This window comes from Prosthecobacter fusiformis, from assembly GCF_004364345.1.
Lineage (GTDB): Bacteria > Verrucomicrobiota > Verrucomicrobiia > Verrucomicrobiales > Verrucomicrobiaceae > Prosthecobacter > Prosthecobacter fusiformis.
Window position 1 is genome coordinate 82,450 of the sequence record NZ_SOCA01000010.1, and the last position, 25,518, is coordinate 107,967.

The 25,518-nt window shown below is 54.9% G+C and carries 14 protein-coding genes; all 14 read left to right on the forward strand.

Going from position 1 to position 25,518, the window contains the following annotated elements; translation table 11 throughout:
* Positions 1-54 precede the first annotated feature (54 nt).
* Complete coding sequence (locus tag EI77_RS19690; RefSeq protein WP_133797022.1) at positions 55-1,752, forward strand: SGNH/GDSL hydrolase family protein; 1,698 nt, start codon at positions 55-57, stop codon at positions 1,750-1,752.
* Between the two features lie 84 nt (positions 1,753-1,836).
* Positions 1,837-5,367, forward strand: a complete 3,531-nt coding sequence (locus EI77_RS23635; RefSeq protein WP_208300423.1) for an FAD-dependent oxidoreductase — start codon at positions 1,837-1,839, stop codon at positions 5,365-5,367.
* Entirely contained in the window at positions 5,368-6,849 is a 1,482-nt protein-coding gene (locus EI77_RS19705) for a right-handed parallel beta-helix repeat-containing protein (protein WP_133797023.1), read from the forward strand. It abuts the gene before it with no gap.
* Positions 6,846-8,312: a hypothetical protein gene (locus tag EI77_RS19710; protein WP_133797024.1), complete on the forward strand. Its 1,467-nt coding sequence runs from the start codon at positions 6,846-6,848 to the stop codon at positions 8,310-8,312. The genes EI77_RS19705 and EI77_RS19710 overlap by 4 nt, the downstream gene beginning before the upstream one ends.
* Positions 8,313-8,323: 11 nt before the next feature.
* Positions 8,324-10,255 carry an FAD-dependent oxidoreductase gene (locus EI77_RS19715; RefSeq protein WP_166647384.1) on the forward strand — a complete coding sequence of 644 codons (1,932 nt, stop codon included), beginning with the start codon at positions 8,324-8,326 and terminating at the stop codon, positions 10,253-10,255.
* A 3-nt stretch (positions 10,256-10,258) separates the two neighbouring features.
* Complete coding sequence (locus tag EI77_RS19720) at positions 10,259-11,677, forward strand: right-handed parallel beta-helix repeat-containing protein (RefSeq protein WP_133797026.1); 1,419 nt, start codon at positions 10,259-10,261, stop codon at positions 11,675-11,677.
* Entirely contained in the window at positions 11,674-13,149 is a 1,476-nt protein-coding gene (locus tag EI77_RS19725; protein ID WP_133797027.1) for a hypothetical protein, read from the forward strand. The genes EI77_RS19720 and EI77_RS19725 overlap by 4 nt, the downstream gene beginning before the upstream one ends.
* Positions 13,150-13,161: 12 nt before the next feature.
* Positions 13,162-15,030 (forward strand): FAD-dependent oxidoreductase, encoded by a 1,869-nt coding sequence (locus tag EI77_RS19730; protein WP_133797028.1) that lies wholly within the window; start codon positions 13,162-13,164, stop codon positions 15,028-15,030.
* A 209-nt stretch (positions 15,031-15,239) separates the two neighbouring features.
* Entirely contained in the window at positions 15,240-16,901 is a 1,662-nt protein-coding gene (locus EI77_RS19735; protein WP_425606562.1) for an FAD-dependent oxidoreductase, read from the forward strand.
* Between the two features lie 81 nt (positions 16,902-16,982).
* Positions 16,983-18,488, forward strand: a complete 1,506-nt coding sequence (locus tag EI77_RS19740; protein ID WP_133797029.1) for a glycoside hydrolase family protein — start codon at positions 16,983-16,985, stop codon at positions 18,486-18,488.
* Between the two features lie 30 nt (positions 18,489-18,518).
* A complete protein-coding gene (locus EI77_RS19745) occupies positions 18,519-20,090 on the forward strand; it encodes a family 10 glycosylhydrolase (RefSeq protein ID WP_133797030.1) in 1,572 nt (523 codons plus the stop codon).
* Positions 20,091-20,168: 78 nt separating this feature from the next.
* The gene (locus EI77_RS19750) at positions 20,169-22,043 is read left to right on the forward strand and encodes an FAD-dependent oxidoreductase (protein ID WP_166647385.1); all 1,875 of its coding nucleotides are present in this window, start codon (positions 20,169-20,171) and stop codon (positions 22,041-22,043) included.
* 41 nt (positions 22,044-22,084) lie between these two features.
* Positions 22,085-23,374: an alpha/beta fold hydrolase gene (locus tag EI77_RS19755; RefSeq protein ID WP_133797032.1), complete on the forward strand. Its 1,290-nt coding sequence runs from the start codon at positions 22,085-22,087 to the stop codon at positions 23,372-23,374.
* A gap of 23 nt (positions 23,375-23,397) precedes the next feature.
* Positions 23,398-25,353 carry an FAD-dependent oxidoreductase gene (locus EI77_RS19760; RefSeq protein ID WP_133797033.1) on the forward strand — a complete coding sequence of 652 codons (1,956 nt, stop codon included), beginning with the start codon at positions 23,398-23,400 and terminating at the stop codon, positions 25,351-25,353.
* Positions 25,354-25,518 lie beyond the last annotated feature (165 nt).

The window sequence follows — 25,518 nt, forward strand, 5'->3', positions numbered from 1 at the left end:
ACTCATACTTTCCTGATGAGTTGTGCACTCTGGTCTCGTATAGCCTCTCCCACCATGCGCGCTTTCCTGTTTTCTTGTCTCTGTCTTTGCCTGCTTCCCCTGCACGCCGCCTTACCGGAGGCTCAACGCATCCTTTTCCTTGGGGACAGCATCACCTATGGAGGAACTTATGTTCAGATCGTCGAGGCTGCTCTCATCGCCCAGCATCCTGAAAAACATTATGAGGTGATGAACCTGGGACTGGCCAGTGAAACTGTCTCTGGCCTTTCCGAGGATGGACATGCCGGCGGAAAGTTCCCTCGTCCCGATCTGCATGAGCGTCTAGACCGCGTGCTCGCCAAGACCCGGCCACAACTCGTCATCGCCTGCTATGGCATGAATGATGGCATCTATTATCCACTCAGCCCCGAACGGATGAAGGCCTATCAGGATGGCATGATCAAGCTCCGGGCCAAAGTGGCTGCTATGGGCGCAGACATCATTCACCTCACTCCTGCCGCTTTTGACCCACAGCCTATCCAGGTCCGTCTGCTCCCAGCCGGTTTGAAGGACTATCCCCAGCCCTATGCCGGTTATGACGAAGTGCTCACCGCCTATAGCGAATGGCTGCTAGATCAGCAAAAAGACGGCTGGCAGGTGCTGGATGTCCATGGTGCCATGGTCCAGGCGCTCGCTCAAAAGCGCGAGAAAGATCCTCAATTCACTTTTTCCAAAGACGGTATTCATCCCAATGCAGAAGGCCATCTGGTGATGGCCGGCCCGCTGCTGAAGCATTGGGGACTCAATGCTGCTCCTGACGGCAAGCCCGAACATGCCGAGGGCGCTGCCATCTATGAAGTTGTGCAAAAGAAGGTTAATCTTTTGCGTGATGCGTGGCTGACTGAAACTGGACACATTCGTCCAGGTGTCAAAGCTGGGCTACCTATGCCGGAGGCACAAAATCAGGCCACCCTACTGGATGCCAAGGCAAGGGATCTTGCCCTGGGCAAAGCCTCCGTTTCACCACAGTCCGCCTTTCCAGGCAAACCCTCCGATTGGAATGGTTACGCAAAATATGATTTCACAGTGGATGGCGTAGCCGCCCTGGTTGTCGCGCCCAAGCAGGCGGCTGCTGGGATGCCCTGGGTCTGGCATGGTGAATTTTTTGGCCACAAGCCTGCGCCGGACATCGCCCTCCTGGGAAAAGGATATCACATCGCCTATTTGAAGGTGCAGGACATGCTGGGTTCACCACCTGCGGTGAAACATTGGAACGCCTTTTACGCAGAGCTCACCAACCGTTATGGGTTCAGTAAAAAGCCTTGTTTAGTGGGGCTTAGCCGAGGCGGTTTATACTGCTATAATTGGGCCGCAGCGAATCCTGAAAAAGTCTCCTGCATCTATGCCGATGCCCCTGTGTGTGATTTTAAAAGCTGGCCGGGCGGCAAAGGGAAGGGGAAGGGCGATCCGAAAAACTGGGCGCGGATTCTTTCCCTGTGGGGATTTAAAGACGAAAAGGAGGCGCTATCTGCCAAGGTGAATCCCGTGGACCAACTGGCTCCCCTGGCAAAAAACCGCGTGCCTTTGCTGCACGTTTATGGAGATGCGGATGAGGTGGTGCCCTGGGAGGAGAATACCGGCGTCATCGCTGAGCGCTATAAAGCCCTGGGGGGCAGCATCACACTCATCGTCAAACCGGGCGTCGGGCATCATCCACACGGGCTGGATGACAGTGCTCCCATCATAGATTTTATTGTCAAAAATACGCGGTGAACTGCCAAATCATCGCTCGGTAAAGGACCACTGGTATATTGAAATGACCAGATAGCACTATACTAGCGGCCGCGTGTTTAATACATGCTCCGTTCGTTCGCTGCCTTACCAACCCTGTTTGTTTCACTGGTCGCCAGTTCCATGCTTCATGGAGCAGATCACCCGCCAGTCCTTGATCTTTCTTCGGATACCTCGCGCCATGTCATCATTGCCCAGGGAACGCCTGAGGTTTATCAGGGGCACCCCACCACTTTGCTCCTCCCTGATGGCAAGACCATGTATGTGGTGTGGACCTACGGTCATGGTGGCGGCTGCGGGCCCATGAAGCGCAGTGATGACGGCGGCAAGACTTGGAGTGATCTGCTGCCCGTTCCGGAAAACTGGAAGGACACCCGCAATTGCCCGGCTCTCTATCGTCTTACGGATCCGCAGGGCGTTTCACGCCTGTTCGTCTTTGCCGGGCAGGGGCCTGGCGGGACTCGCCAACCGGACAATGGCACCATGAACCAGTCTTATTCCATGGATGATGGAAAAACCTGGACCCCCATGAAAAGCAATGACCTGAACTGTGTCATGCCTTTTTGCACCATCATGCCCGTGGATGGTGGCAAGCGCCTCATTGGCCTTTCTAACATTCGCCGCCCTGGTGAAACCAAAGACACGAAGTCAAACATCATCACACAAAGTGAATCCACCGATGGCGGCCTCACCTGGAGTCCCTGGCGCGTGCTTGTGGACCTAGGGGATCTGAAACCTTGCGAGCCAGAAGTCGTGCGTTCTCCGGATGGCAAACAGCTCCTCTGCCTCATCCGCGAAAACATCCGCAGTCACGACAGCCACTACATCATCAGCAATGATGAGGGCCGCAACTGGTCGGATGTGAAATCTCTGCCTCCTGGCCTGCATGGCGACCGCCACAAGGCCCAGTATGCCCCCGATGGTCGCCTGGTGGTCACCTTTCGCGACATGGGGGCCAAGAGTCCTACACGCAATCACTTCGTCGCCTGGGTGGGCCGTTACGAGGACATTCAGTCAGGCAAAGACGGCGAATATAAGATCAAGCTGCTCCATAGCTATGCTCGCAGTGACTGCGGGTATCCAGGACTCGAAGTGCTGCCGGATGGCACCTTCGTGGCCACCACCTATGTCAAATATCGCGAAGGCCCTGAAAAGCACTCCGTCGTAAGCACACGTTTCTTGCTGAAGGAGACGGATGCCATGGAAAAAAAGGTGATCGAAGTCCCCGCAGGAAAAACTTCCAAAGTGGCTGGTATTCTCCTGGATGACGATAAGGCGAAATACACGGGCAAGTGGATCAATGGCGGAGACAAACGGGACCTTCTGGTGGGCGGTGGTTATCGCACCACGAATGGCGATGGTGCCGCTACATTCACTCCTGACATTCCTGCTGCGGGTCGCTATGAACTGCGCCTGCTTTATGTGCCTTCTGGCAATCGGAGTGATGCTGTGTCAGTGACCATCCACAGTGCAGAAGGTAAAAAAACAGTAACGCAGAATCAACGCGAGAATTGCTTGGAGGAAAGCATTCCCCGCTCACTGGGAGTGTATGAATTTGCCAAAGGCAAGGCGGGTTCTGTGCAGATCGCAGCCAAAGCCAAGGCCGGTTTTGTGGTCGTGGATGGCCTGCAGATCGTGCCTGAGGCGGATGCCAAAGTGGAACGCAACACACGTGCGGACGCCGGTTTCCCGGTCATGATCGAGACACCGAAACCCACGGTCAAAATACCGGCCCCTATGACCCTAAAGTCAGCTGCCAAAGCTGCGGATGTGGATGGCAAAAGCTATGATTTGGTCGTCATCGGCGGCACACCTGGAGGTATTGCCACGGCCGTGCGTGCCGCTCGCGAAGGACTCAAAGTGCTTTTGGTAAACCACACTCAGCATTTGGGTGGTTTCATCACCAGTGGGGCTGGTGGCTGGGAGGCTCCTTATGACGGCCTGCGCGCCCCATTGTATGGGGAAATGCTCACGGGCGCGGCCTCCTATTACAGTAAGACATACGGTGAAAATTCGCCCCAGCATCTGGCCTCCATGCCGGACGCCAAAAGCAGGGCGCACATTGACCGGCCAAAAGTCGAGCCGCGCATCGCTGAGATGCTTTTTAACCAGATGGTGGAAAAAGAAAAATCACTGACTGTCTTGTTAGGTCACACCGTCAAGGATGCCGTACGGGATGGCGCATTGCTAAAGAGCGTGACCCTCCAGCCAATGCACGGCAAAGGCAGCGTGAAGGTCAGTGCCACTCTCTTTGCCGATGGCATGTATGAAGGGGATCTCATCGCAGCCGCAGGTGTAAAATCACAGATCGGGCGTGAGGCTCGCAGCCAGTATAATGAACCTCATGCCGGAGTCATCTATACCGCAGAGCGCAAGAAGGAACCGGGCCAGCGTGGCTTTCCCAAGGATGCGGACGAAGGCCGTTTGAACATCCGTTACAACAGCCACGCGACAGCAGAAATCATTGAAGGACCGCAGAGCGGTGAGGCGGATGGCTCCGTCATGGCCTACAATTATCGCCTCATTCTCACCCGTGACCCGGCCAATAAGATCATGGTGGAAAAGCATCCCAAGTATGATGTGGAGATGGCCAAAATGGCTGGCGGCAGCGGATTTGTGCCGAATCTGCCTAACAATAAAGTCGCCTGGAATGGCGGGCGTCTCATCGGTCCCCAGAATGAGTATCCCGGCGGCGACTGGCCCACTCGTGAAAAAATCAGCCGACTGTACATGGACACCATGCGCATGCGCCTTTGGTATTTTCAAAATGACCCAGCCGTCCCGGAGAAAGAACGCAAATACTGGGAAGGTTGGGGACTGGCTGCTGATGAATTCCCGGATAACAACCATGAGCCTTATGAGATTTACGTCCGCGAAGCGCGCCGCTTGGTAGGCCGCGCTGTTTTTACCGAGCATGACAATAAGGTCCCCGCAGGCATCGGACGCACACCCATTAATACGGACAGCATTGCCATCACTGATTGGCCGGTGGACTCCGTCGCCTGCTTGAAACGCAAGGTTCCTGGTGGACATGAGGATGGCATTTTTTTCCTGGGAGAGGAAAGCCGCCCAGCTCAGGTCCCTTACCGCTGCCTGCTGGCCCAGGATTTGGATAACCTACTGGTGTCTGTGGCCATTTCAGCTTCGCATGTCGGCTGGGGATCCATCCGCTTAGAACCGGTGTGGATGCAGATGGGAGAGTCCGCCGGTTTTGCCGCCGCCTTGGCGATTAAAAACAAGACCACACCAGGAAAGCTTAATCCGGATTTGCTCATCCGTGCCCTGGTTAAAAACAGGGTCATGATCAGCTTCTTCAATGATGTCGATGTAACCTCCGATGATCCTCGTGTACCTGCTGCGCAATACTTCGGCAGCAAAGGTTTCTTCAGCACTTATGACGCGCGATTGGATGAGCCGCTCAGCGAGAGTGAAAAGGCGGTCTGGATGGACGGCTTTGAGCAACTCCAAAAAGGCACTTTGGATCCGATGCAACTTGCCAAAGCTGTGCACGCCTCAAGCACAAACGCGACTCCTCAAACGAAACAAACACGTGGAGCGGCTTTGCTGGCTATGTGGAACGAACTGGAGGCTCAATAAATGATGAAGCAAGCTATTCTCACTATCCTTTTCGGTGCCACACTTTGTTCGGCATCTGCCGCAGGCCCGACGGACTCTAAAGCCCCTACGGAGGGTGCCACCGGTTTTGAATTGCGGGTTCCGGCTCCCGGACCGGATTCCATTGCTGATGCCATACTTCAGGAGGCTATCGACAAAGTCGCCTCGGCTGGCGGTGGCGTGGTGCTGCTTGGGGCCGGAGATTTTATGCTCTCACGCCATGACGATGACGAAACAGTCGTGATTAAAAGTAACGTGACTTTGCGCGGCCAGGGCTACGCAACGCACATCTACCTTGATCCAAAAACTCCGCCCAATGACCTGCGCTACTTCCCGATGAGAATCGGTAGTGCAAAGGTGCCTGCTCACAATGTGGTCATTGAGCATCTGCGCTACACGGGCAATGACAATGCCATCGGCGGCGGCTCTATCATGGGCTTCAATGCCCGTTTAGATGAACCTGAATCGCTCTTGCTTTCTTGCGACAACATTACCGTCCGCAATTGCTGGATCTATGATGCCAAACAGGCCGCTGGCTGCACCAAGGCTGCGACTGCGATGTACCTGGTCAAGCATGTCATCAGCCCGGAGGAAGCGAAGATCGCTGCCGGTGAAACTGAAAACATTCGCACGGGTTATTTCGATGCCAACCGCATGGACTCCCAGTTCAAAAATTGGCAGGTTTATAACAACTACATCGAGACCTGCGGCAACAAAGGAATCGAGCTCGCGGAATGCAATGGCGGTCTCATCGCAGATAACCACATCGTTAATGTCGTTGATGGACCTCAAGTGATCTTTGGCAGCCGCAATGTGCAGATCCGTGACAACATCGTGTATTTCACCAAGAGCGGCATCAATATCACCGAGGGCTCGCATCACATCCGCGTCAGCGGCAATCATGTGGAGCCTATGCCGGAGGTTGCTGAGAAAGCGCTTGTGCCCTGCCTGATCTTCCGGACGGAACCGCTGGCCCTTCATTCAAAGATCAGCGATGTGGTGGTCACTGGAAACACCTTCCGCAAGCACAATTGCACAATGCGTTTTGTGACCCGTCCAGAGGCTCTCTCTTGCGTGTATGAGGGCATCGTACTCACGGGCAATGTATTCGACGGAGATGTCCAGTTTTTCGACGAACGCAATCCAGCCCGGACCACTATCCGGGACATTCATTTTTCAGACAATGTCTGTGAAGGCATGCTGCTCTCGGATCCCCAGGAAGCGATGGCTTCGAGCCATATCGTGGTTCGAGGTAACATGCTTCGCCGACCTGGAACCATGATCTTGAACGCAAGCAACTGGATTTGGACTGGCAACACCCATGTGAACGGATCACTCGAAATCGCCGCAGGTGCCAAGGGGAACATCGTCCGCGACAATGTCACCTCTGCTCCCATCACTGACAAGGGCGCGGAAAATGTACTGTCGGGCAATGTTGTACTGAAAAAAGCCGACGCTCCATGAGAAATTGGCCATACTTTCTCTTGGTGCTGCTGACCTGTCTTCCTTCGTTGGCCGGACAGGCTTCGGCGCAGCCATTGCGTCATCTTTTTCTAGATCCCGCTTTCCTCGTGGAAACGTCTGGAAACGTCACGTTGCGTGTGAATCCGCCGGAACGGCGCGAAACGGTCATCCGTGCGGACAAGCCTTGGGAACAACTGATGATCAGTTTCTTCCTCACTGTGCGCGAAGAGGAAGGAAAGCTGCGGATGTGGTACATCTGTCGCGACAAGGAGAACCTGCCTAATCTTGCCTATGCTGAATCCACCGACGGGGTCACGTGGATAAAACCCAACCTGGGGCTGGTCACTTATCACGGCTCCACTGACAATAATCTGGTGGGAGTCCCCGGCGTAGAAGGTGTCGTTTTTCAAGATCCCAAAGCGCGCACCCCGGAGGAAAAGTATGTCTATGTCACACGCCTGAAAAGGTCGTCCATCTATCGCTACTTTTCGCCGGATGGATTGCGCTGGCAGCGGGATCCCCAGGCTTTTCTTGGCATTTCCAGCGATACACAGAATGTGATCTTCTGGGATGAAAATATCGGTCGTTATGTGATCTACCTGCGCGGCATGGGAAAGAAATCTGGCGTAGAAGGACTGTGGAGGACGGTCACCCGCGTAACCGCTGATGACCTCACCAAGCCGCTACTGCTGGATTTTCCAAAGGACAAAGAAGCACTTAAACAGAAGGGGAATCTACCGATGGTTCTACAAGCCGATGGGGCCGATCCCGAGGAAAGCGATGTCTATAATATCTCGGCCCAGCCCTACCCCCTTGATCCCCGTTGGTATGTGGGATTTCCATCCTTCTTCCAGCGCCAGACCAATCCGGCCAACCGAGACGCGACCAACTATGGTCGTGTGGAGGTCCAGTTTGTCGGCAGCCGTGATGGTATTCGCTGGGAGCGCTATGACCGCCAGTCCTATGCCCGTCCCGGCCTGGTCGGTTCCGAAAACGCCAACGTCATTTTCATGGGGACGGGCATGGTTGTCCGCGGAAATGAAATCTGGCAATACGGGACCGGGTATCACTCGCATCACGGCGATGTCGAGGCCAGGAAGAAAAAGACCGACGGCGTCATCCAACGTTATGTGCAGCGTGTGGATGGTTTTGTCTCACTGGACTTCGATGCCGAAGCGGGCCGCGCTATCACTAAGCCAGTGAAGGTGGAAGGATCGCAGCTTGCACTGAATCTCGATGTGGCCGTGCTGGGTCATTTACGCGTTGGCTTATCTGACGCCGAAGGCAAGGCAATGGAAGGTTTCAGCCCTGAAGATTGCCAGATTCTGCGCACCAATTCAACCCGTGCACTCGTCACATGGAATGGCGCTGCCGACCTGACTGCATTAAACGGTCGTGATGTTCGGCTGACCTTCAAGGGTGCACGCGCCAAGCTCTACAGCTTCTATTTCACTCAAGAATGAGTGCCAGTTTCATGAAGCCGCCCCTCATCCTCATTCTCGCTTTTATTGTCAGCATCGCCTCTGCTGCTGAACCGGTGCGCACTTATGACCTCGTGGTCTTTGGCGGCACCGCTCCAGGCATTGTAGCGGCGGTCAGGGCAGCCCGAGAGGGGCTGAATGTCGCGCTCGTTTCTCGCAGCAAGCATCTGGGTGGCAGCCTGCCTTCACTCGGCGCGGTGGAGACGCACTATGCGGGAAATCGAGCCCCCTTGCTTGATGAGTTTGTGGCTAAAGTGAAGGCCCATTACCGAGCCAAGGATGGCGAGGATTCAGATAACTACCGTGCATGTGCTGGTGGACGCATGATCACTTATGAACCTCAAGTGGCGGAGGCGATCCTTGAGCGAATGCTTGCCGCAGAATCGCGCATCAAGGTATATCGCGAGTTTACTCCCACCAAAGTGGAGAAAGAGGGCAAACTCATCACCGCCGTGCAGTTTGTCGCCATGAATAAAAGCGAGACGCTAAGATTGGCTGCCCGTTCATTCATGGAAGCTGGTTACGAAGGTGACCTCATGGCCGCTGCCGGGGTGAAATATCGCGTCGGGCGCGAATCCCGCTCTGAATATAATGAGCCACGTGCGGGGCGGGTCTTCACTCATTGGCTCACCGGTCAGCATCCTCTCGCCGCAGTGGAGGGACGTCTGAATCTGGTCATCTCTGGAGCCACGACTTCTGATCCTCTGCCAGGGAGCACGGGCGAGGGAGACGATAACATCCAATCCTACAGCTACAGGCTCTGCATCACCGATGATCCCGCGAACCGCCGCCTTCTCGATTCTCCTCCTGTCGGCTATGACCGCGCTCGCTTTGCGCCTATCCTGCTGAGCGTCGAAGAAAAAGCGCGCCTGTCACTGCCGTTTCATCATCGTTTCCAGATCTATCCCCTCCAGGAGATGGTGGAGCGTGACCACATTTTCCATGGGCACGCTTTGCCTAACCGAAAGCGCAGTTGGAATGCTACCAATCTCACAGGTGGCGGCAAAGCCTATCCTGAAGCGGATGAAGCGACGCGCCGACTGATCGAAAAGCAACATCGCGACCATGCGCTTGGCCTCATGTGGTTTTTGCAAAACGATCCTGGCATGCCCGATGCACTGCGGTCCAAGGCCCGTGAGTGGGGGCTGGCTAAGGACGAGTTTGCCGATACGGACAACATTCCTTCACAACTCTATGTGCGGGAAGCGCGGCGTCTGGTGGGCCGTGCTGTTTTCACAGAAAACGATGCACTGCTATCCCCAGGCCTTGGGCGCGCACCGGTTCATACCGACTCCATCGGCATCACCGAATTTTCTCTCGACTCATTGGCCTGCACCACCGAGCGCCTCGGCGATTCGCTTTGTGATGGGCAGCTTTTTCAAATGGAAGTCTCCCGTCCCGGCCAAGTGCCGTGGAACTCGCTCCTCCCTCAGGAATATGAAAATCTGGTCGTCGTCACCACGCTATCAGCCACTCACGTTGGCTGGGGAGCTATCCGTCTCCCGCCCACCTGGATGCATCTCGCAGAATCGGCTGCCTGGGCCATTGTTCTCGCCAATCAGGCAGACATAGCGCCAGCCCAGGTGAGCGTGGATCAACTCCAACAGCGGCTCGCCATCAGCCATGTCATGATCAGCTTCTTCAATGATGTGGATGTGGCCTCGGACGATCCTCGGGTGCCGGCTGCGCAATACTTCGGAACGAAGGGCTTTTTCAGCGATTACGATGGGCGTTTGGATGACATGCTTACCGAGGGTGAAAAAGCTGCTTGGGACGGCGGGTTTGAGCAGCTCAAAAAAGGAATACTAAAATCCATACAACTCGCCAAAGCCGTTCACGTCGCCGCAGCGAAACAAACTCCCAAAACAAAACAAACACGCGGCGCGGCGCTGCTGGAGATGTGGAATGCCCTGAATCCGCAGTAAGTTATGAAAAAAGCCATCGTCCTTACCTCTTTATTCGCCTTCATTGGCAGTCCCATTGGAGCCGTCGGTCCGACCGAATCTGACCCAATCTTGGCTCAACCTGCCAGTGGGTTTGAAGTGCGGGTCTCAGCACCCGGACCCGATGTCAGCGCCGACGATGTGCTTCAAGCTGCCATCGACAAGGTCTCCACAAGAGGCGGCGGGGTGGTGCTGCTCGGGGCAGGGGACTTTAAGCTGTCCCGCAAGCAGGGGGAGCAAACCGTTGTCATCAAAAGCAACGTGACCCTGCGCGGCCAGGGGCACGCGACGCACATTTATCTTGATCCAAAGACGCCCTCTAATCCTGAGCGTTATTATCCCGTGCGTATCGGCACGGACGCGGTGCCAGCACACAATGTCGTCATCGAAAATCTGCGTTACACCGGCAATGACAAGGCCATCGGCGGCGGCTCCATCATGGGGTTCAACGCGCGCCTGGATGCCCCTGAATCGCTCCTGCTGTCCTGCGACAACATCACCGTCCGCCACTGCTGGATCTATGATGCGAAACAGGCGGTCGGCTGCACCAAGGCGACTGCCTTTTACATGCAGGCTGACCGGATCGTCGCCCAGTTCAAGAACTGGCAGGTGCATCACAACTTCATCGATACCTGTGGCAACAAGGCGATTGAACTGGGCGAATGCAATGGCGGACTCATTGCGGACAATCACATCATCAATACTGTGGACGGGCCGCAGGTGATCTTCGGCACCCGTAATGTGCAGATTCGCGATAACGTCGTCTTTTTTACCCGGACCGGTATCAACGTCAGCGAAGGCTCCCATCACATCCGCGTCAGCGGCAACCACGTCGAGCCGATGCCGGGCCGCGATCATGCCCAGATGGCGACCTGCCTCCTCTTGCGCACCGAACCGAAGCGGCTTCACACGAGAATCTCGGACGTTGGGGTGACTGGAAACATCTTCCGCAACCAGAGCACTCCTTCTAAATGTACGGTCTCTTTCCTGACGAATATTGACGCCCTTTCTTGTGTCTATGAAGGCCTCACTTTCACCAGCAATGTGTTCGATGGTGATGTCCAGTTATTTGATAAGCGCATGCCCGACAAGACAACGATCAAAGACATCGTCTTCGCTGACAACATCTGTGAAGGGGATCTTCTTTCCGAATCACAAGGGAAGATGATGTCCAGCCATGTGATGGTCCGGGCCAATGTGCTGCGCAAGGCTGGAGTATGCACTCTCAATGCGAGCCAGTGGATCTGGACAGGCAATACGCATGTGAACGGCACGCTTAAAATCGCTCCTGGTGCCAAGGATAACATCATCCGTGACAATGTGACCGCCAGCCCGATCACGGATCAAGACGATGGAAATAGCCTCGTCGGCAATGTGGTGATGAAGAAGACTGTTACCCCATGAAAAAATACTCCCCCCATGTGTTTATGATTTTGTTAGGCTGCCTTCACGGGCTGGCTGGACAGATGACTGCGCAGCCACTTCGCCACCTGTTTCTGGATCCCGCTTTTGTGGAGAAGTCGGAAAAAGTGGCCTTGCATGTGAATCCACCGCAGCAGCGGGAAGTCGTCATCCGTCCAGACAAGCCCTGGGAGCAGCTCATGATCAGCCTTTTCCTGACCGTCCTGGATGAAGGCGACAAGGTGCGCATGTGGTACATCTGCCGGGACAAAAATAACGTGCCCAATGTGGCCTATGCAGAGTCCACCGACGGAGTGAACTGGATCAAGCCTAACCTGGACATTGTCGAATACGAAGGCAGCACGGATAACAATCTCGTCGGCATGAGTTCCCTGGAGGGCACGGTTTATCGCGATGAGCGCGCGCCTGCGGATGAGCGCTACATCTACCTGACCCATCTCCTCGAGAAAGACGGCGGCATGGTCCGGTTTTATTCTCCCGATGGTCTGTGCTGGAAACGCGATGCGGAGCCGTTAGTAAAATTCGGTGCCGATAGCCAAGCCGTGACGTTCTGGGATGAGCGGGTAGGAAAATACGCGCTCTACTTGCGGGGCTGGGAGCAGCGTGCAGACAGTTACCTCTATCGTACGGTGGTGCGTGTTGATCTACCCAGCCTCACTTCCCCACTGGCGGTGGTGCCCACTGAAAAAAGCCGACGTTTGTGGGGAAAAGAAAATCCGGCTGTGATCGATACCGAATTCCCCAAGGTACTCGCCACCGACGAAGCAGATCCACCCAACAGCGATGTCTATACCATTTCAGCTCAACCCTATCCGCTGGATCCGCGCTGGTATGTGGGCTTTCCTTCGTTTTTCCAACGCATAGACGCCCGTAAAAAAGGCCGGTTGGATGTCCAGTTCGTCGGCAGTCGTGATGGTTTCCAGTGGCATCGTTATGATCGTCAATCCTATGCCAATCCAGGCATCGTGGGGAGTGGCAGCGAAGGCATGGTATTTATGGGACCTAACCTCGTCGTGCGTGGTGACGAACTCTGGCAATACGGCACAGGTTTCTACTCGATTCACGGTGACAGTGAATCTCGCAAACAAAAAGCTGACGGTCTCATTTTCCGTTATGTCCAGCGTGTGGACGGATTCGTTTCATTGGACTTTGAAGCCGAAGGTGGCCGTGCAATGACGGCACCAGTGAAGGTGGACGGCTCGCAGCTTGCACTCAATGTGGACACGTCAGTTCTTGGCACCCTACGCGCTGGATTGGCTGATGCGGAAGGCAATGTCATCGAAGGATTCAGTGCTGAAGATTGTGAAATTTTACGCACCAATTCCACCCATGCACGGGTGACGTGGAAAGGCGGCTCTAATTTGGTTTCTCTTCAAGGCCGCGATGTCCGACTCATCTTCACAGGCGCACGCGCCAAGCTTTACAGCTTTTATTTCACCTCAGACCAACAGTAAATTTTTCCCCACATGAAATTAATCACACTTCTTTTTGCCTTTCTAGGCAGCATTGCCACTGCGGCGGATCCTGTTCGCAGTTATGATCTCGTCGTCATCGGTGGCACACCTGGAGGCATCGCCTGTGCGGTGCGTGGTGCCCGCGAAGGTCTGACCGTACTTTTAGTTAACCGTCACGAGCATATCGGAGGCATTATGTCTAGCGGCTTAGGCGTTTGGGATTCGCAATGGGAGGGGAAACGCTCGCCTATTTACGATGAGACACGCGCCGCTTTTCTTGAGCATTATCGCACGACTTATGGTGAGGATTCGCAGCAGTATCGCGATGCATTGCCAGGCAAGACAGGTCATACAAATGGCCGCTATGAACCGCATATTGCGGAACAGTTTTTCAACGGCCTTGTGGCCCGTGAAAAGAACATCACGGTTCTGAAAAACTTCATTCCCGCGTCAGTTTCGGTTGAAGGCGCTTTGGTGAAATCAGTGACCCTGAAAGCAGTGGGCAGCCAGGACGAGCTTACCGTCCAGGCACAAACCTTCGCTGATTGCACCTATGAGGGCGATCTTGCGGCACTGGCCAAAGTTCCTTATCGCATTGCGCGAGAAGCACGCTCCGAATTCAATGAACCTCACGCCGGTCTCATTTTTATGCGGCCGGTGATGGAGGCTCCAGATGCGGAAACAGCCAGGCTGTCGAAGCTGCGTGATGCCTTGAATCTGCGCAAGTTCAGCGGCTTTCAGCAGATCCTGTTGCCGCAGAGCACCGGCGCTGCGGATCCTGCGGTGCAGGCTTGCAACTACCGCACCATGCTGACAACAGATCCTGCCAACCGCGTGCCGATTGAGAAGCCGGCGAATTATGATCAATACTTTCTCAAATCGCTGGAGATCTTTTCTGGCGTGGAGTCCATACCTAACGGAAAGTTTGGTTGGAACCGTCCGCAGATCGTGGGCCGTCAAACGGCGTATGTAGATGCCACCTGGGAGGAGAGGCAGCGCATCATGGACGAGCATTGGGAAGCCACTCTGGGACTGCTGTACTTTTTACAGAATGACCTCACTGTGCCTCTGCTTGTGAGGAAGGCATGGTTGGAATATGGACTGGCCAAAGACGAGTTTGCCGATAACGGCCATCGCCCTTATGAAATGTATGTGCGCGAGCTCCGTCGTATCAAAGGCCGCGCGATTTATACCCAGCACGATGCCACGTTGCCCCCTGGCCTGGATCGTGCCCCGGCACATGCTGACAGTGTGGCAATGACGGAGTGGTACATGGACAGTCATTCCTGCACACCAGCCCGCATCGCTGGAATGTTGGAGGAGGGTAAGGTCATGTTGCATCAAGAGACATTCCCCGGTCAGATTCCTTACCGCTGCTTGTTGCCGGAGCAACTGGACAATCTCATCGTTCCCATCTGTATCAGCGCCACCCATGTGGCCTGGGGCACCGTGCGGCTTGAGCCAGTCTTTATGCAGCTGGGAGAAAGCGCCGGATACGCCGCCGCACTTGCAGCGCAGGGAAATACCACTCTAGGCGCACTGGACCCTGACCTTTTGGTCCGCAAACTCGCGACCAGCCACACCACCATCAGCTTTTTCAATGATGTGGACATCACCTCCGATGCTCCCCAGGTGGCCGCGTCTCAGTATTTCGGAACCAAGGGCTTTTTTGCCGGTTACAATGCCAGACTGGAAGCCCCTCTTTCTGAGGCTGTAAAGGCTGTGTGGCAGGACGCTGCCACGAAGCTCCAATCAGGTGCCTTGGACCCAATACAACTGGCCAAGATCATTCAGGTGGCTGAGGCGCAGGAGTCGCCCGCCACCTCGGAGACTCGCGGGGCGTTTTTGAGCGCATTGTTTGCTAAACTCACCCACCCCTAATATCGCCCTCTCCCCACCACTTCGTTCGTCGTCTTGGGGATCTCGGACTCCTTTGTATTTCCGCTTTTTAACCAGCCATGACTCTTTCTCGCCACTCCCGCCGCAACTTTTTGCAGACCCTGATGACAGCCGCTCCAGGCATGGCTTTTCTGCCGCAGCTTGGTGCGCAAATTCAGTCTGAGATTCCCGGAACGACCATCGGTCGTGAAATGCAGGCGGATGTAGTCGTGATTGGCGGCAGCCTCGGCGGAGTGGCCGCGGCGCTGGCTACCGCCCGTATGGGCAAGCGGGTCATTCTCACTGAGGAAACCACCTGGATCGGCGGTCAGGCCACCGCCCAGGGTATCCCTCTTGATGAACATCCCTGGAGCGAGAAATTTGGTCGCACTCAAAGTTATGCAGATTTCAGGGAAGGTGTGCGTGACTACTATCGTAGCCATTACCCTCTCACTGCGGAAGCGCGGGCCGACCGCTACCTCAATCCAGGTGCGGGTTGGGTCAGCAAGCTTTGTTTTGAGCCGCGCGTCGGTCTGGCGGTGCTTTACGAAATGCTGGCTCCACATCTTTCCGCCGGGCGCATCGTGATCCTCCTTCGCCATCTGCCAGTCTCTGTGTCGATGGACGGTGATTACGCCCGCTCTGTCACAGTAAGGGATGAGATTCAGCAAGTGGATCGCACGCTCACGGCCCCTTACATCCTGGATGCCACCGAGCTGGGAGATTTGCTGGAACTGGGTAAGATCGAATCGGTCATCGGCGCTGAGTCACAGTCTGAGACCGGAGAGCCACTGGCTGTGGACGGACCTGCCGAGCCGCATGAGCAAATGGTCTTCACCCATGTCTTTGCACTCGATCACCTCCCTGGCGAGGAGCACATCATCCCGAAACCACGCGACTACGATTTCTGGAAACAGGCGAAGAGTCATCGCGGCGATTTTCCAAAGCTGACCCTGCCGGATCTTTTTGGGGCTCAGCATGACCACCTGGGCCGCGTTCCTAAAGCAGGAAGCTACGTAGCCAGCACCTGGAATTTTCGCCGGATGCTCTGCCAGAGCAATTTTGTGCCTGGCGCTTTCCCGAGCGATGTGACCGTGGCCATCTGGCCGACCAATGAGTATCATCTCGGTGTGCTTTGCGGCGTTTCTCCTGAGGAACGGCGCAAGCATCTCGATGCCGCACGCCAGTTGAGTCTCAGCACCATTCACTGGCTTCAGACGGAAGCCCCCAATCCTGCGACCGGGGGGCAGGGTTATCCTGGTTTGCGTCCACGTGGTGATTTCTTCGGCACCGAGGATGGTCTTGCTCAGGCACCGTACATTCGCGAATCACGTCGCATCAAAGCGGAGTTCACCGTGCTGGAGCAGCATTTCCGTACGGATCAGCCAGAGACGAAAGATGGCCCTTTAAAGTACCATGATAGCGTCGGCCTTAGCGGCTATCGGGTGGACATTCACAAGCCCACAGCTCCGGGTAAACCCAGCATTACGGAGGTCGCTCATGGTAAACATTGGTTACAGCAGATTCCGCTTGGTGCGCTCATCCCTGTCCGGGTGGAAAACCTTCTGCCCGCCTGCAAAAACCTTGGGGTCACCCACATCACCAACGGTGCTTTTCGCGTCCATCCAACGGAGTGGAATATTGGCGAGTCCGCCGGTGCTCTGGCTGCCTTTTGTCTGGACCGTAAACTCTCACCACGCCAAGTCCGCAACACCGCAGCGCATCTCACCGATTTCCAGCGGGAACTGGAGCGCCAGGGAGTGGAACTTGACTGGCCGCGAATGGAGACGTCGCGCTCCTATTACAGTCATCACAACCTCGACCTCAAAGATGCCGATACCTTCCATTTCGGCGAAGCTTGGCGCTTAAAATAGCTGTTATCCAAGGCCACAACCTTCCTTTCCATGATATTTCCTCCATCACTAAAAATCCCGGTTCTAAGCTTCGGCTTAGCCATGTTAAGTCCCGTGCTTTTGTTTTCTCAACAGAGCACATCCACCCGTCCGGCTGCGCCTTTGCTCAAAAAGGGAGAAAAGCAGCTTTTCGTTGACGATCTGATGATCAAAAAGAAACGAGGCCTAACAAGAGTTGTTCATCCTGCAAAGAAGCTTGAACGTCCTGTCCTGGAGGCGGAAATGCCTTGGGAAATAAAGGATAAAGAAGGTTTCCTGGACAAGCGCGTCAACATTTATGGGACGGTGCTGCGCGATGAAAAAACAGGGTCCTTCAGGATGTGGTATGCTGACTCCGGCAGCGTGCTTTTCGCCACCTCCCAAGACGGCGTTCAGTGGGAACGGCCTATTCTCAAGATCATGGGAAAAAATAACGAAATAAATCTTCACCTGCACAGTCACAGCATCATTGAGGACAAATTCGAAACCGATCCTCAAAAGCGATACAAGGCAGTCGGCAATGCAAGCAAGGGTGTCGATGAAGCCAAGCTTCAAAGACTGAAGGATAAGTTTGAATTGGTCGATTGGTATCGGGACAAAGACCATCGTCTATATTATTCGGCGTATTCAGCCGACGGCCTGCGTTGGACAATTGAACCCGAACCTATTTTGCTTGGCTGCGACACCATCACCCTGTCGCAGGATCCGGTGACTGGCGAATACCTCGCCTTTCACAAGCGGCAGGGCGATCCCCGAGTGCTGGGCATACGTCAGGTCTTCCTATCGGTCAGCAAAGACATGGAAAACTGGTCCGAACCTCAGCCCGTCATGGTGGCAGATGAAATGGACAACCGTGCTGCTCGTAAACTCAAAGGCGGTACCTATTCAGAATTTTACAATCTCTCTGCCTTTGCCTATGCCGGTCAGTGGCTTGGGTTTGCCACGCCTTTCCGAAGAGTTGAACCACCCTCGGCTTTGTTTGGCAACGATGAGGTCGATGGACGGAAAAGATCCGCCACTGGAATCCTGGATGTGCAGTTGGTCCATAGTCGCGATGGTCGCCATTGGCACCGGTGTTCGGATCGCAGTCCAGTCATTCCTTTGGGACCGCATCCATATGATTCAGGGAGCATCTTTGGCCTCTGCAATACACCCGTTTTTGTCGGCGATGAAATGTGGATGTATTACACCGCCGTGACCACGCCTCATGGAGGTCTTGGACCTGAAAAACAACAGTCCATCGCCCGGGCAGTCTGGCGTATCGATGGCCTGGCTTCGTTGCAGGCAAAAGAGAAATCAGGCACCCTCGAAACTCACGCTTTTATCCCAGAGGGACAGCGCCTTCACATCAATGCCGATGTAAAGAATGGCAGCCTCATGGTGGAAGTCCTGGATGCTGCGGGTGAGGTCATCGCAGGTTATGAAAAGGAAATCAGCCTCATTGAAAAGCAGGATTCCGTAAAGCTGCCCGTTCAATGGAAGCAGACGGAAGCCCTTCCTGCGGGTGTCCCCATTCGCCTCAGATTTCATCTCAACAATGGGGATCTGTTTAGCTACGTGATTAATTGATCTCGCCGATCACAAGCAAACTTTCCAACCATGACTCCTTCCCGCCGAAGCTTTCTCAAGCTTTCTTCAAGTGCGCTCGTGACCAGCGCTTTGCCTGCCATTGCTCAAAGTGACGAGAATGCCCCGCGCTTTCATCCCACAGTAGCGTCAACTAACTACAAGTGTATCTTCAATCACGAACTGTTGGTCGTCGCGGGAAAAAAGGACAACAACCCGGAATACATCGGCTCATTCATTGACAAGTTGAAGGACACCGATGTGGATGCAGTCATGTGCTGCCCGACCATGTGGCGCACCAATTTGTATCCTTCGGAGATTGATCCTCAGTGGAAAAAATACACGCCAGGCCAGTCATCCAAGTTCCCGTCCTTCGACAGGATGATGGCCTACATCCACGGCGGTGGTGATCCGGTGAAGGAGACTCTGGAAGCCTGTCGGCGTAACAAAAAGGATTTTTTCATCTGCTATCGGATGAATGATCAGCACTACGTGGCTGATCTCGCATGGCCAACTCACAATGCCATCTGGCGGGAGCATCCCGAATACTGGCTAGGCGATTCTGAGATCCCTCCAGCCAAGGGCGGAGACAATGTCCGGCTCTTCAACTACATGGTCCCAGAAGTGCGTGAATACTTCTTCTCCATTGTGAAAGAGCTTTGCACAAACTACGATGTGGATGGCGTCGAACTCGATTTCCAACGTTTTCCCAAGTTCTTCCGCAGCGCTGATCTGGAAGAAGGACGCGGCGTAATGACCGCATTCGTAAAGCGAATCAAGACCATGATGAACGATATCGGTCGCGAGCGTGGAAAATCCCTCAAGCTAAGCATCCGCATTCCGGAAACATTGGCCAAATGCGAGGCCGCCGGGCTGGACATCCCCGAGTGGGACAAACAGCATTTGGTGGAGATGATCAATATTTCCTCGTTCTATGTCCACACCATCGAACTGGGCATCGAAGGATTCCGTGCTGCCACCAGCTATGGCAAGCTTTACGGGGAAATGAACTACCTCACCTTCCAGGAGTCAGGCCAAGTCAAAGGTTCCGGCCGCCGATATACGACCTTCGAAACTTATCGAGCTTCGGCGCTGAATCTCTTCACCCGAGGTGTGGATGGATTGAGCCTCTTTAATTACGATTACGTTCCCTCCGACAAGCGGTTGGCGATGGCGGAAGGCCTCAAGCAGATCACGGATCTCGATTTCCTCAGGCAGGCGTCGAAAAATTATGTGATCTCTCCCGGCTTCGGCACTTTCCCCGCGAAGAACGACAAAGAAATCGACCTCATCATCCCAGATGACACCACTCAGGTCCACTTTGATCGAGCCATCCTGCGCATAGAGACCAAGCTGGATTGCACCAAACTGCAAATAGGTGTCTGGCTGAATGGCGAAGCCTTGGAGCCCCTGGCTCATGAGGGAACCGAACTCTTCGTCCCGGTGTCGCAAAACTCCGCCTATCCCACGCCCCAGGTATTGAAGTTTTATACCGTTCCTCTGGCCCGCATCATCGCAGGAAAAAACACCATCAAGATCAGCAACCTTGATCGGAAAAAAGGCAACTGTGATCTTCGCTCGATGGAGCTCGCCCTTTATCGTTAAGCCCTATTTGTATCCTGTATGACCATTCATCTGCGCCTTGCCTCAATCTTCCTGTTTTCATGCGCGGCCTTGCTATCCTTGCCTGCCGCCACGCCCGCGCCGCAGCGAAAACCTCTTCAGGTGGAGCCTGTGCGTGCTGCGGAAGCGGGGCAGGTGAATGGCCAAGCGTACGATCTCATCGTCATCGGAGGAACTCCCGGCGGCATTGCCTGCGCCGTTCGTGCTGCGCGTGAGGGATTATCCGTTCTCATCGTTCAGCACAACCGTCACATCGGCGGCATGATCACCAATGGGCTTATGCAATGGGATGCACTATACGCAGGCCACCGCGCCCCCATTTTCAATGAAGTCGCTGGCATGATCGGCGACTATTACTTGAAGACCTACGGCGAGGATTCGCCTCAGTATAAAACCGCGCGTTTCACCCAGACTCATTATCCGATGAGCCTGTTTGAGTCCTCAGTGGCAGAGCACCTGTTTAACAAACTGGTCTCGGCTGAAAAGAACATCACCACACTGCTTTCTCATTACCCTGTGGACTCCTCTCGGGATGCAGCCATTCTCACAGGCCTCACCCTTCGTAAATATGGCACATCAGAAGACATCCAGGTTAAAGGCAAAGTCTTCGCAGATGCCACCTATGAAGGGGATCTCGCCGCCCTGGTTAAGGTGCCTTATCGTATCGGTCGTGAAGGCCGTGACGAATACGGTGAACCGCACGCAGGGAAAGTATTCACCAACATCTCTTCCGAAAAAGGTCCCAAAGAAGCGTTGGATGGCACTCTCAATATTCACCCTTACGGCCACGTCCAGGGGACCATTGATCCCAATAGCCCCTTCACCGCAGATGGAGCCGTACAGGCCTACAATTATCGTTTCTGCCTGACCAAGGAAGAGGGCAACCGCCTGCTTCCCGAAAAGCCCCCGGGTTACAATCGCGAAGAGTTTGTGAACTACTATCGCAAGGGCCTTGGCGGCGGTCGTCTCAATGGCAAAGGCACGTTTAATAACCCCATCCTCCCCGGAGAAAATCACGCCTATCCCGATGCCTCCTGGCCGGAGCGTGAGAAGATCATCGAGCGCCACAAGAACTTCGCGTTAGGCCTCATGTATTTCCTTCAAAATGACGAATCCCTGTCCGAGGCCAAGCGTGCCGGTTATCGCCAGTCAGGTTTGCCTCTCGATGAATATCCAGACAACGGCCACATCCCCTATGAAATGTATGTCCGTGAAGGCCGTCGCATCGTTGGGCGTTACGTGTTCAAGGAACAGGACAACCGCCTCGCCGCAGCTTATGGCCGCTCTCCTGTAATGACCGATAGCATCGCCATCACCGACTGGTCCATGGATTCCCACGACTGCACCTGGGACCGTAGCCCTGGCTATGCATATGATGGCAAGCTCATCCTGACAGAGGAATCCCGACCTGCGCAGATCCCCTGGCGCAGCCTGCTGCCACAGGGCGTGGACAATCTCATCGTCCCTGTCTGTCTCAGCGCCACCCATGTCGCCTGGGGCGCAGTCCGCCTGGAGCCTGTGTGGATGCAGCTCGGTGAATCCGCCGGTTTTGCCGCCGCACTTTCCGTCAAAAAGAACCAAGCACCAGCTTTCCTAGATCCCGCACTGCTGATCCAGTCACTCGTTAAAAACCGCATGATGATCACGTTCCTCAATGACGTGGACGTGGCCTCCAATGATCCTCAGGTGATGGCCGCGCAATACTTCGGTAGCAAAGGTTTCTTCAGCGATTACAACGCGGGGTTGGACCTACCCTTATCCACCCACCTCAAAACCGTTTGGCAGGGTGGATTTGATCAACTTCAAAACGGCACGCTTGATGTGGAAAAGCTCGCTATTGCCGTTCATCAAGCTTCTGCCGAAACATCGGAGGATACGGGAATGAAACGTGGCGAGTTTCTGGTTCAGTTGTGGTCAAAACTCACACAGCCCTGACCCCCACACCACAACCATTGTGTAAAAGGCATTGCGTATTTATGAAATTGTTCACCGTTCTTTTGACAGGTTGCTTATTGTCATCTGTCTTGTTAGCCCAGCCTGGCGTCAGCCATGCCGACGGTCTCTTTCTTGAGCTACCGTTGCAGCCTGGGGAAGGGGATCGCTTCCAGCTCGCCGATTTTTCTTTTTGGCTCGCGGACCCTTCTCAGCCTGTTCGTGGTGTCATCATTCACCAGCACGGATGCACCAATGCCTCACCGGCCAAGCATCCGCCTGTCACCCATGATTTCCACTGGCGTGCCTTGGCCCGCAAGCATCATTTCGCGCTCCTGTCACCGCAATATCAAGTCGCTGGCAAGTGCGATGAATGGAACAATCCCGATAGCGGCTCCGAACGTGCGCTCCTGACAGCTCTGAGCGATTTCGCCACACGTTCCAAGCGCCCGGAGCTCTCCGATGTTCCCTGGGTCCTGTGGGGGCATTCCGGTGGCTCCAGTTGGTCCGCGCAGATGATCACCCGTCATCCACAGCGCGTGCTTGCTGCCTCCTTTCGCGGTGGATGTCACAAGCAGTTTGGTGATCCAGCCTTTCGCGCCAGTTTTGCACCACTGGCCAAGGATATTCCCATGCTTTTTGTTTGGGGAAAACGGGAGACTGCCCGCACTTCCAGTCACTATGTTTCCTGGGAGCCCATGAATGCCATGCGTCAGGACCTTCGCTCCCTCGGTGGCCACGTTGCACGGGTCATTGATCCACGCTCTGAGCACGGTTGTGATGACTCCCGTCTGCTCGTCATCCCGTTCTTTGATGCGGTGCTCAGCGCCCGTTTGTCGGGTCAGACAATGCCCGGTGCGCTGGTGGACATGGCCTCCATAGAAACTTTACCGGTCACTCCTGAAAACACCCGGAATCCTGAGCTGGGCTGGCTGCCCAATCGTGAGATTGCCGCCTTGTGGCAAGAGTTTTCCAAAACGGGCACGCTTAGCCCCTCCACCCCTCCTCATATCGCCCCCACCCTCACCGCCACCCGCTTGGCAGACGGCACTGTCAGCCTGAACTGGGGTATTGTTCCAGAACTCGCAGGCGGCCTACGCGCCATCCGTCTCAATCGAGATGGCAAGCTTTTGAAGGAACTCGGTGTCAAGCCCGATGCCTATATTGCCACCAGCCGCGATGCTCCGCCTGAAGGCCTGCGTGCACCTTCCTTTATCGATGCCTCCCCCGCTTCAGGGACAGATCCTGTTTACACCCTCACCTTTCTGGATGCTGCGGGTCATGAGTCACCACCTAGCCCGCCTGCTAAAGTCATGCCGGCTTCCCACCAGTGACCAGCCTCCCTCTTCGCTTCATTATGAAACATCTTTTGGTTAGCCTGTTTTTAAATATGACGCTCTGGTTTTTACCGGCGTCCACCATCCATGCAGCGGAGCCGCCTGCCGCCACTTATGATCTCATCGTCATTGAGGCCACCCCCGGCGGTATAGCCACTGCCGTCCGTGCTGCGCGTGAAGGCTTGAACGTCCTCCTGGTCAATCGCACCCAGCATCTGGGCGGCATCGTCGCCAACGGTCTCGGTGTTTGGGACACATTATATGAAGGCAGGCGCTCCCCCATTTATGATGAAGTGCGCCGCTCCATCATTGAGCACTATCGTCTGACCTACGGTGAAGGTTCATCTCAGCACATCGCCGCGCTTCCAGGTAAAAGTGGGCACACCAATGGGCGTTTCGAGCCAAGCATCGCAGAAAAGTTTCTGACGGAGCTTGTGGTTAGGGAAAAGAACATCACCCTCCTGAAAGGTTACGTCCCCGCATCGGTGATGCGTGAAGACCGCATGATCCAGGGCATCACGTTCCAGCAATTTCAAGGAAGAGAAACTCGCACCTTCGTTGCGCGATTTTTTGCCGACTGCACTTACGAAGGAGATCTGTTGCCCCTTACCGGAGTGACTTACCGGGTCGGACGCGAATCTCGGGCTGAATTTAACGAACACCACGCCGGTAAAATCTATCTCCGCCCTGTCAAAGACGCCCCCACACCCGAAGCTGCCTCAATGGCTGCCATGCATGACCGGTTAAATCTGCGCAAGTTTCCCGGTTTCCAGGAGATCGTCTCGCCCGCAAGCACGGGGGAAGGGGACCTCAATGTCCAGGCGTTTAACTACCGCACCATCCTCACTTCAAATCCTTCCAATCGTCTTCCTGTGGAAAAACCGGCAGACTACGATCCCGAATTCCTCAGCACTCTGGAGTTTGGTTCGATTGTCTCACCGTTGCCTAACAAGAAGATCGGCTGGAACCGCCCTCAACTCGTCGGCCCTCATCAGGCCTATGTAGAAGGGGACTGGCCCACACGTCTGAAAGTGATGGAGCAACACTGGCAGGCCACCATGGGCCTTCTTTACTACCTGCAAAACGATCCCGCCGTGCCGGAGGAGCGCCGCCGTTTTTTCAGCACCTATGGCTTGGCCAAAGACGAATTTGCGGACAATGCCCACCGTCCACATGAGTTCTATGTCCGTGAAGCCCGTCGTCTAACGGGTCGTCACATCATCAGCCAGCACGATTTCACCCCTGTCAAAGGAACCTCCCGCACTCCCATCCAACATGACAGCATTGCTTTCGCCGATTGGTACATGGACGCCCATGCCTGCACGCTAGGTAAATCCCAGGGCAGCCTTGATGAAGGTAAAATGATGCTTCACGCCGAAACATTCCCGGCCCAGATCCCTTACCGTGCACTTCTTTCCCCAGACCTGGATAATCTCCTCGTCCCCGTTTGTCTCAGCAGTACACACGTCGCCTGGGGAGCCATCCGTCTTGAACCCACCTGGATGCAGGTGGGAGAATCCGCCGGTTACGCCTGTGCGCTCGCCAAAAACACCGGGACCACTCCCGCATCCCTGGATTCTGCGCGACTCGTCCGCACACTTTCTGCGAATCACTCCATGATCACCTTTTTTAATGATGTGGATATCTCCCTGGATGATCCCTCCATCGTCGCCGCGCAGGTTTTCTCCACACAGGGTTTTTTTCACGATTACGATGCCCGGCTGGACCATCCATTGAAAACAGCCACGGCTAAAGTCTGGCTACAGACTTTACAATCTCGTGTCTCAGGTCCTGATGCAGTGCAAAAGACCGCAGCGGCCGTTGCCAGCGCCGAGGCCGGATATTCGTCGGCGATCACACCCGAAGCTTGGCATGAAATGCTGGTCCTTTTGGGTCACAAAACGGCCCCAGTCCCAGCAGGCTCTGAAATCACCCGTGGCAGGGCACTTCGGGACTTAAACAGCGCAGGACAATGACTTGCCTCATTGTTAGACCGTCTTAGGCAACCAACCTTATCCTGAGATCCCAACTCCCTTTGTCATGCGCCCCTTGGTGGTTATGGAGAAATAGTCGCAATAACCGCTTCAACGATAACGCATTCGCAAATCAGGGCTAAACTTTTCGCTGAGTGCTGCGCGGGT